The 6690-nt window shown below is 74.8% G+C and carries 6 protein-coding genes; 1 reads left to right on the forward strand and 5 read right to left on the reverse strand.

Annotated features, from left to right (window positions below; translation table 11 throughout):
* Window positions 1–23: 23 nt before the first annotated feature.
* From ECOMGDLI_RS14790 to ECOMGDLI_RS14810, 5 genes are all read right to left on the reverse strand, one after another.
* Window positions 24–587, reverse strand: coding sequence for a YqgE/AlgH family protein (locus tag ECOMGDLI_RS14790; protein ID WP_088317584.1), 564 nt, complete (start codon window positions 585–587; stop codon window positions 24–26).
* 22 nt (window positions 588–609) lie between these two features.
* Window positions 610–1002: a hypothetical protein gene (locus ECOMGDLI_RS14795; RefSeq protein ID WP_088317585.1), complete on the reverse strand. Its 393-nt coding sequence runs from the start codon at window positions 1000–1002 to the stop codon at window positions 610–612.
* Complete coding sequence (locus ECOMGDLI_RS14800; protein WP_088317586.1) at window positions 999–2498, reverse strand: NAD-dependent malic enzyme; 1500 nt, start codon at window positions 2496–2498, stop codon at window positions 999–1001. Before ECOMGDLI_RS14800 ends, ECOMGDLI_RS14795 begins: the two co-directional genes overlap by 4 nt.
* Before the next feature lie 56 nt (window positions 2499–2554).
* Entirely contained in the window at window positions 2555–3232 is a 678-nt protein-coding gene (locus tag ECOMGDLI_RS14805; RefSeq protein WP_233153459.1) for a response regulator, read from the reverse strand.
* A 188-nt stretch (window positions 3233–3420) separates the two neighbouring features.
* The gene (locus ECOMGDLI_RS14810) at window positions 3421–5037 is read right to left on the reverse strand and encodes a sensor histidine kinase (protein WP_233153460.1); all 1617 of its coding nucleotides are present in this window, start codon (window positions 5035–5037) and stop codon (window positions 3421–3423) included.
* 128 nt (window positions 5038–5165) lie between these two features.
* Between ECOMGDLI_RS14810 and ECOMGDLI_RS14815 the strand changes: the two genes are divergently transcribed.
* Window positions 5166–6587: a cation:dicarboxylate symporter family transporter gene (locus tag ECOMGDLI_RS14815; RefSeq protein ID WP_088317587.1), complete on the forward strand. Its 1422-nt coding sequence runs from the start codon at window positions 5166–5168 to the stop codon at window positions 6585–6587.
* Window positions 6588–6690 lie beyond the last annotated feature (103 nt).

Consider the following 6690-nt stretch of genomic DNA (forward strand, 5'->3'; position numbering starts at 1 on the left):
GGACGCGGCCGCCGGGCCCGGGCTCAGTTGTCGACCGGGTCCGCCGGGTAGGTCGCCATGAACGCGAGGTCGCCGCGCTGGCGACGCAGCACGTCGGCCCACAGCCGCTGCGGCTCGTCGGTGAACGGGTCCCGGGACTCGGCGTCGACGACGAACCAGGCGCCCTCGTCGATCTCCGCCTCGAGCTGGCCGGCGCCCCACCCGGCGTAGCCGGCGAAGATCCGCAGGCCCGCGATGCCGCCGACGACGACCTCGGGCGGGGTGTCGAGGTCGACGAGGCCGAGGGCACCGATGATCCGCTTCACGCCGACCGGCTCGGTGGCGTCCCCGGGCACGGCGACCACCCCGAGCGCCGAGTCGAGCTGGACCGGGCCGCCCTTGAAGAGCCGGCCGGGTGCGGTGACGTGCGGCTGCCACACGGGGAGCACCTTGTCGACGTCGACGTCGAGCGGCCGGTTGACGACGATGCCGAGGGCGCCCTCGTCGTTGTGGTCGAGCATGAGGACGACGGTCCGGTCGAAGTTCGGGTCCGTGAGCAGCGGGGTGGCGACGAGCAGCCGACCCGTCAGGCGCTCCGTCAGCGCCATGCCCTCGTCCCCATGCGCCCCATCATTCCCGGTCCGCGGCCCCGCGGTCAGCCGGGGTGGCCGGTCCGTCGCCGGCGGCCGGCCACCGGCGCAGCGCGAGCCCGGCGAGCAGCAGCCCGGTGAGGTCCGCGAGCGCGTCCGGGACGTTGCCGTCCCGGTCGAGCAGCGTGCCCTGCACGACCTCGCTGAGCCCGGCGTGGACGGCGAGCACCGCGGCGAGCGGCCGCACCGCGACGCCGGCCCGGGCCCCCGCCCACAGCACCGCACCGAAGACCGCCGCGTGCACCAGCTTGTCGACCGGCAGGCTCGTCCCCGTCGACACCGGCCGCGGCCAGTAGAGGACGACGAGCTGGACGGCGACCGTCAGCACGAACAGCGGCGTCCGGCTCGTCGCCCACCGGGAGCCAGCGCTCACCCGTGCCCGCCGATGTCGTGCGTCGGCCCGCCCGCGTGGTGCGGGTGGACGTGCCGGGCGGTCCCGGCGCTGCGGGCGGCCCGCTCGACGGCCGCGGCGACGACCTTCGTGACGTCGGGGTGGAAGACGCTCGGGACGATGTACGCGGCGTTGCGCTCGTCGTCCGCGACGACGTCGGCGAGCGCGGTCGCGGCGGCGAGCAGCAGGTCGGTCGTCACCGTGCGGGACTGCGCGTCGAGCAGCCCGCGGAACACCCCGGGGAACGCGAGCACGTTGTTGATCTGGTTGGCGAAGTCCGAGCGGCCGGTCGCGACGACGGCGGCGTGCCGGGACGCCGCGACCGGGTCGACCTCGGGCACCGGGTTCGCGAGCGCGAAGACGACGGCCTCCTCGGCCATCGTCGCGATGTCGTCGCCGTCGAGGATGTTCGGCGCGGACAGGCCCACGAACACCTCGGCGCCCTTGAGCGCGTCGCGCAGCGTGCCGGTGACGCCGCGCGGGTTCGTGTTCTCCGCCGTCCAGCGCAGCGACTCGGCCAGCCCCGGACGGTCCGCGTGGACGACGCCCTCGACGTCCGACACGACGACGTCCTGCGCGCCCGCCGCGAGGAGCAGCTTGAGCACCGCAGTCCCGGCCGCACCCGCGCCGGACATGACGAGCCGGACGTCCTCGAGCCGCTTGCCGACGACCTTGAGCGCGTTCGTCAGCGCCGCGAGGGTGACGATCGCCGTGCCGTGCTGGTCGTCGTGGAAGACCGGGATGTCGAGGGCCTCGCGCAGCCGGGCCTCGATCTCGAAGCAGCGCGGCGCGGAGATGTCCTCGAGGTTGATGCCGGCGAACACCGGCGCGAGGTGGATGACGGTCTTGACGATCTCGTCGGTGTCCTGGGTGTCGAGGCAGATCGGGAACGCGTCGATGTCGGCGAACCGCTTGAAGAGCGCGGCCTTGCCCTCCATGACGGGCAGCGCGGCGAGCGGGCCGAGGTTGCCCAGGCCGAGCACCGCCGACCCGTCGGTGACGACCGCGACGGTGTTGCGCTTGATGGTGAGCCGGCGGGCGTCCTCGGGGTTCTCGGCGATGGCCTCGCAGACCCGGCCGACGCCGGGGGTGTAGATGAGCGACAGGTCGTCGCGGTTGCGGATCGGCACCTTGCTCTCGATGCTCAGCTTGCCGCCGAGGTGCACGAGGAACGTGCGGTCCGAGACCCGCTCGATGTCGACGCCCTCGAGGGCGCGCAGCGCGTCGACGACGGACGTCGCGTGGTCGCCGCCGCGGGTCGCGCACGTGACGTCGACGCGGACCCGGTCGGCGCCGGACGCCGTGACGTCGAGCGCGGTGACGACGCCGCCGGTCACCTCGATCGCGTGCGTCAGCTCGCTGACGGCGGTCGGCCGGGCCGGCAGCTCGAGGCGGATGGTGATCGAGTACGAGACGCTGGCGGCCGGGGTGTGCGCCGCCGCGGGCGCGCCTGAGGGGCTGGTCGGTGCGGTGGACATGGGACGACATCCTCACGGTTACCCGGGCGTAGCCCGGTATCGGGGTGGTGTGACGTTCACGGGCGGCGGCGGTACTCCACCTCGGGGCGGCCGGCCCCGCCGTACCGGGTCGCCCGGTCGACGAGGCCGGCCCCGGTGAGGTGCTCCAGGTAGCGGCGGGCGCTCACGCGGGACATGCCCAACCGCTCGCCCACCTCGCCGGCCGAGAGCGCGGGCCGTTCCTCCGGCGGGCCCGCGGGGTCCGGTTCGAGGAGCCGGACGACGGCCTCGAGCGACTCGCGGGACAGCCCCTTGGGCAGCCGGTTGGCGGCCGCGACCCGCAGGCTGCCGAGCATCCGGTCGACGTCGTCCTGGCCCGCGACCGTGCCCTCGGCGGCGACCTCGCCGCGGTACGCGGCGTACCGCTCGAGCCGCTCCCGCAGCGCCGCGAACACGAACGGCTTGAGCAGGTACTGGACGATCCCGGCGGACACCGCGGCCCGGACGACGGACAGCTCGCGGGCGCTCGTCACCGCGATGACGTCGGCGGCGCGGCCGGCGGCCCGCATGGCACGGCACACGTCGAGGCCGTGCATGTCGGGCAGGTTCATGTCGAGCAGGACGAGGTCGACGTCGCCGAGCCCGAGCAGCCGCAACGCGTCCTGGCCGAACCGGGCCCGGCCGGCGACGACGAACCCGGGCACCCGCTCCACGTAGGAGCAGTGCGCATCGAGGGCGACGGGGTCGTCCTCCACCACGAGCACTGTGATGGATCGTTCGCGAGGACCGGGGCGCTCACTGGCGCCGCCTTCCCTCCTCGCTCGCACGGGCAAGAACGGCCCGTACTCACTCGTCGGTCCAGGCACCGCCGCGCCCCCGTCCTCGCTCACTCCTCTGGACTGTGAGCGAGGACGGGGGCGCTCCTCGACGCCGCCTTCCTCGCTCACAGCGGCAGCCGCACGGTGAACACGGCACCGGGCGTGCCGTCGTCCGCGGGCCCGGGCGAGGAGACTGTGACGGTGCCGCCGTTGCGGTGCACCGCCTGCCCGACGAGCGCCAGCCCGATCCCGCGGCCGACGAGGCCGCCGTCCGGCTTCGTCGACCAGCCCCGGGTGAAGGCCCGGTCGGCGTCCGCCGGGTCGAGGCCGGGCCCGCTGTCGGCGACGGTGACGACGAGCTCCCCGCCGCCGTCCGCGGCCGGCGCCCGGACCGCGCTGACGACGACCCGGCGCGGCGGCGGTGCGGACAGCGCAGCGTCGAGCGCGTTGTCGAGGAGGTTGCCGACGATCGTCACGAGGTCGCGCGGGTCCGCGGCGTCCGGCGGCACGTCGAGGTCGCCGGGCACGAGGTCGACGCCGCGCTCGGCCGCCTGGGCGGCCTTGCCGAGCAGGAGCGCCGCGAGCACCGGCTCGCCCACCGAACCGACGACCCGGTCGGTGAGCTCCTGGACGCCGGCGAGCTCGGCGGTCGCGAACTCGAGGGCCTGCCCGGGCCGCCCGAGCTCGATGAGCGAGACGACGCTGTGGAGCCGGTTCGCGGCCTCGTGGGCCTGCGAGCGCAGCGACTCCGCGAGGCCCCGCACCGAGTCGAGCTCGCCGGTGAGCGCGAGCAGGTCGGTGCGGTCCCGCAGGGTGACGACGGTGCCGAGCCGGCGGCCCTCCCAGACCGCCGGGGCGGCGTTGACGACGAGCACCCGGTCGCCCGCGAGGTGCACCTCGTCGGACCGCTCGGCCCCTTCGCCGAGCGCGGCCCCGAGCGCCGCGGGCAGCCCGAGCTCCGACGTCGGGCGGCCGACGGCGTCGGTGCCCAGGCCCAGCAGGCGCAGCGCCTCGTCGTTCGCGAGCTCGAGCCGGCCGTCGCGGCCGACGATGAGCAGCCCCTCGCGGACGGCGTGCAGCACGGCGTCGTGGTACTCGTACATGGCCTTGAGCTCCGCCGCGCCCAGGCCGTGGGTCTGCCGCCGCAGCCGCCGGCTCAGCAGCCACGCCGCGACGGCGCACGCTGCGAGCACGACCGCACCGGCGGCGAGCAGGCCGCGGACCTGACCGGCCAGGGCGCGGCCGACGCTCTCCAGGGTGATGCCCACGGAGACGAGGCCGACGACGCGCCCCGGCGGGCCGCCGTCCGGTGCGAGGACGGGGACGACGGCCCGCACCGACGGGCCGAGGGAGCCGGTGAACGTCTCGGTGAACGCCCGGCCCTGCGCCGCGGGCTCGATGTGCCCGATGAACTGCTGGCCGATCCGCGCCGGGTCGGGGTGCGTGAAGCGCCGTCCGGCCGGGCTCATGACGACGACGAAGTCGGTGCCGGAGCCGGCCCGGACCGCCTCCGCGTAGGGCTGCAGCGTCACCGACGGGTCGGCCGCCGTGACGCCCTCGCGGACCTCGGGCGCCTGGGCGACGGCGAAGGCGACGGCGAGCGCCCGGGCCCGGGCCGCGTCGAGGGCGGTCTCGCGGGCCTGCACGTAGGCGGCGGCGACCCCGACCGCGACGACGACCGCCAGACCGAGCGCCATGAGGGCGAACAGCTGGCGGGCCAGGCTCCAGCGCCTCGGGTCCACGGCCCCAGTGTGCCGCGACGGCGCCCGCCGACCAGTGGTCGGCGCCACGTACGCAATGAACTCAAGGCAGACCCCGGGCGGGACCCGCGCACATCCTCGACCCACGCCCCGAACGAGGAGGTTCCGCCATGGCGCACCCGGCAGACTCGCCGACCCAGAGCACGTCCCCCGCCGGCACGACCGGCCGCAAGGACCGCACCCACTACCTGTACGTCGCGGTCATCGTCGCGGTGCTCGCCGGCATCGCCGTCGGCTTCGCCGCCCCCGAGGTCGGCAAGGCGCTCAAGCCGCTCGGCACCGGATTCGTCGCGCTCATCAAGATGATGATCTCGCCGGTCATCTTCTGCACGATCGTGCTCGGCGTCGGGTCGGTCCGCAAGGCCGCCCAGGTCGGCAAGGTCGGCGGGCTGGCCCTCGGGTACTTCCTCACGATGTCGACGGTGGCGCTGGCGATCGGCCTCGTCGTCGGCAACATCGTCCAGCCCGGGGCCGGGCTCGCGCTCGGCCAGGACCTCGCCGGCTCCGGCGCGGCGGCGGCCGGTGACGGGCACGGCTCGACCGTGGACTTCCTCCTCGGGATCGTCCCGACGACGCTCGTCTCCGCGCTCACCGAGGGCGAGGTGCTCCAGACCCTGCTCGTCGCCCTGCTCGTCGGGTTCGCGCTGCAGGCGATGGGCCGCACCGGCGAGCCCGTGCTGCGCGGCGTGAAGCACCTGGAGCGGCTCGTGTTCCGGGTCCTCGCGATGATCATGTGGGCGGCGCCGGTCGGCGCGTTCGGCGCGATGGCCGCCGTCGTCGGCGCGACCGGCGTCGACGCCCTGAAGAGCCTCGCGCAGATCATGCTCGGCTTCTACGCCACGTGCCTGCTCTTCGTCGTCGTCGTCCTCGGCACCCTGCTGCGGGTCGTCGCCGGCCTGAACCTGTTCTCGCTGCTGCGCTACCTGGGCCGCGAGTTCCTGCTCATCGTGTCGACGTCGTCGTCGGAGTCGGCGCTGCCGCGGCTCATCGCGAAGATGGAGCACCTCGGTGTCTCCCGCCCGGTCGTCGGCATCACCGTGCCGACCGGGTACTCGTTCAACCTCGACGGCACCGCGATCTACCTGACGATGGCGAGCCTGTTCGTCGCCGACGCCATGGGCAAGCCGATGTCGATCGGCGAGCAGGTCTCGCTGCTCGTCTTCATGGTCATCGCCTCGAAGGGCGCCGCGGGCGTCACCGGTGCCGGGCTCGCGACCCTCGCCGGCGGTCTGCAGTCCCACCGGCCCGACCTCGTGGACGGCGTCGGCCTCATCGTCGGCATCGACCGGTTCATGTCCGAGGCCCGCGCCCTGACGAACTTCGCGGGCAACGCGGTCGCGACCGTCCTCGTCGGCACGTGGACCGGCGAGTTCGACCGCGGCCGCGCCGAGCAGGTCTTCTCCGGCGCGCTCCCGTTCGACGAGGCGTCGATGCTCGACGACCACGACACGCACGACACGCACGACGACCACGACGCGCACGCCCCGGGCGCGGACGTCGTCCCCACGCCCGAACCGGCCGCCATCCGCTGACCCCGCCCCACCACCACCACTGCTGATGCTCGCGCCGGGTACCGATCCGGGCCGCTCCGGGGCCGGGATCCGGTACCCGGCGCGAGCATCAGCAGTGGTGGTG

The organism is Kineosporia sp. R_H_3 (assembly GCF_002198675.1).
In the GTDB taxonomy this organism is placed as follows: Bacteria; Actinomycetota; Actinomycetes; order Actinomycetales; family Kineosporiaceae; genus R-H-3.

Coding starts and splice junctions, on each gene's coding strand:
- ECOMGDLI_RS14790 (WP_088317584.1), bottom strand. CDS start 587: ATGGCGCTGACGGAGCGCCTGACGGGTCGGCTGCTCGTCGCCACCCCG.
- ECOMGDLI_RS14800 (WP_088317586.1), bottom strand. CDS start 2,498: ATGTCCACCGCACCGACCAGCCCCTCAGGCGCGCCCGCGGCGGCGCAC.
- ECOMGDLI_RS14815 (WP_088317587.1), top strand. CDS start 5,166: ATGGCGCACCCGGCAGACTCGCCGACCCAGAGCACGTCCCCCGCCGGC.